Genomic DNA, 2,462 nt, shown 5'->3' with positions numbered 1-2,462 from the left:
CTGTTCGGTGGTGCTGGTGTTGGTAAAACCGTTAACATGATGGAGCTTATCCGTAACATCGCAATCGAGCACAGCGGTTACTCAGTATTCGCTGGTGTTGGTGAGCGTACTCGTGAAGGTAACGACTTCTATCACGAGATGAACGATTCAAACGTTCTGGATAAAGTATCACTGGTTTATGGTCAGATGAACGAGCCACCGGGTAACCGTTTACGTGTTGCTTTGACGGGTTTGACTATCGCTGAGAAATTCCGTGACGAAGGTCGCGACGTACTTTTCTTCGTTGATAACATCTACCGTTACACTCTGGCCGGTACTGAGGTATCAGCACTGTTAGGCCGTATGCCTTCAGCGGTTGGTTATCAGCCTACCCTGGCCGAAGAAATGGGTGTTCTGCAGGAACGTATCACCTCTACTAAGACGGGTTCAATCACGTCGGTACAGGCGGTTTATGTACCAGCGGATGACTTGACTGACCCATCTCCGGCAACAACCTTTGCTCACTTGGATGCAACCGTTGTACTTAACCGTGACATCGCGTCACTGGGTATCTACCCTGCGGTTGACCCGTTGGATTCAACGTCACGTCAGTTGGACCCACAGGTTATCGGTGATGAGCACTACGACACAGCAATGGGTGTTCAGGAAGTACTGCAACGCTATAAAGAGCTGAAAGACATCATTGCGATTCTGGGTATGGACGAGCTGTCTGAAGAAGACAAACTGTCTGTATCTCGTGCTCGTAAAATTCAGCGCTTCTTGTCGCAGCCTTTCTTCGTAGCCGAAGTATTCACTGGTGCTCCAGGTAAATATGTATCTTTGAAAGATACTATTGCCGGCTTTAAAGGCATTTTGGATGGTGATTACGACGATATGCCAGAGCAGGCCTTCTACATGGTTGGTACCATCGAAGAAGCGGTAGAAAAAGCCAAAAACCTGTAACCGACCGGGAGGTTTGAATGGCAACACAAACATTAAATCTGGACATTGTTAGCGCTGAAGACAAATTGTTCTCAGGCGTTGTACAAACGGTTCAGGTCTCTGGTAGCGAAGGTGAGCTGGGTATTTACCCAGGTCACGCGCCCCTGCTGACAAAAATCAAACCAGGTATGGTTCGGTATGTCAGCGAAGCGGGCGACGAAGAGCTTCTGTATGTCGCCGGTGGAGTGTTAGAAGTACAGCCTGGTCATGTCATTGTACTAGCAGACGTTGCTGTTCGTGGTGACGATCTCGATGAGAAAGAAGCTGAAGCGGCGAAGAAACGCGCTGAAGAAGCCATTGCTGACTCAAGTGCAGATGTGACCTATGCAGAGGCAATCGCCGAGTTATCGCGCGCATTGGCTCAGCTTGAGGTTATTCGTAAGCTTAAGCGCTAAAACTTCTGCGTTAAAATACGTAAAAGGCCTTGTTGTTAGTGCAACAGGGCCTTTTTTGTCGTTACAATAGGTGTACGTAATAAAGCTGCTGCAAGCGATACTGAATTAAGGATCTCATTAATATGAAGTTACGCGTTGTTATTCTGGCCGCAGGGAAAGGAACCCGCATGCGTTCAGACTTACCCAAAGTGCTGCATAAAGTGGCGAATAAACCGATGGTAGAACACGTCATAGATACTGCCAGGTCATTAAAGCCAGATGCCATTAATTTAATTTATGGTCATGGTGGCGATCAGCTGCAGCAAGCTATTGCCGGCGACGACTTAACCTGGGTCGAGCAACGTGAACAATTGGGTACCGGTCATGCCGTTCAACAGGTTATCCCGCACCTTAAAAGCAATGAAAAAGTCATTATTTTGTATGGTGACGTGCCCCTGTTAACCGAGTCCACTTTAATTAAGCTGGTAACTGCCAGTGCTAATACCTCGCTTGGCTTGCTGACTATGACGTTAGCGGAACCAACAGGTTATGGTCGTATTGTGCGTAACGAACGCCGCAGCGTAACCGGCATTGTTGAGCAAAAAGACGCAAATGCGCAGCAGTTAGCTATAGACGAAGTAAACACCGGTATTATGATAGCTGACAGCGACAAGCTAAAAGGTTGGCTTGAGCAACTCAGCAATGACAACGCGCAGAAAGAATATTACCTGACTGACATTGTGGAAATGGCCGCCCAGGAAGGCGTAAATATTGCTACTGCACAGCCTGACAACGCGCAGGAAGTGGAAGGTGCCAACAACCGCCAGCAGTTAGCTTCGCTAGAGCGCGCATTGCAGCAGCGTCAGGCCGAAGAGCTGATGACTCAGGGCGTGACCTTAATTGACCCTGCTCGTTTTGATTGCCGCGGTAAATTGAGTGCCGGCAGCGACGTCACTATTGATATTAATGCGGTTTTTGAAGGTAATGTGGTTCTGGGCGACCGCGTTGTTATAGAGCCAAACTGTGTCATTAGAAACTCCGTTATTGGCGACGACACGGTTATTCGCGCGAACTCTCATATAGAAGATGCAAAAGTGGCAAAAGGCT

General features: G+C 48.3%; 2 protein-coding genes and 1 pseudogene. All 3 read left to right on the top strand.

The window, feature by feature from the left end; all coding sequences use genetic code 11:
* Positions 1 to 942: F0F1 ATP synthase subunit beta (atpD, locus tag B3180_RS10900; RefSeq protein ID WP_286844480.1), on the top strand; the 942-nt coding region annotated here is incomplete at its 5' end.
* Positions 943 to 959: 17 nt separating this feature from the next.
* The gene (locus tag B3180_RS10895) at positions 960 to 1,376 is read left to right on the top strand and encodes a F0F1 ATP synthase subunit epsilon (RefSeq protein WP_054488987.1); all 417 of its coding nucleotides are present in this window, start codon (positions 960 to 962) and stop codon (positions 1,374 to 1,376) included.
* Between the two features lie 122 nt (positions 1,377 to 1,498).
* Positions 1,499 to 2,462: pseudogene (gene glmU / locus B3180_RS10890) on the top strand (bifunctional UDP-N-acetylglucosamine diphosphorylase/glucosamine-1-phosphate N-acetyltransferase GlmU); the annotation flags it as partial.

It is taken from the genome of Idiomarina sp. UBA4206 (genome assembly GCF_002383015.1).
Classification (GTDB): Bacteria; Pseudomonadota; Gammaproteobacteria; order Enterobacterales; family Alteromonadaceae; genus Idiomarina; species Idiomarina abyssalis.
The sequence above is the reverse complement of the archived record's forward strand: the minus strand, read 5'-3'. Positions and strand labels throughout refer to the sequence as shown.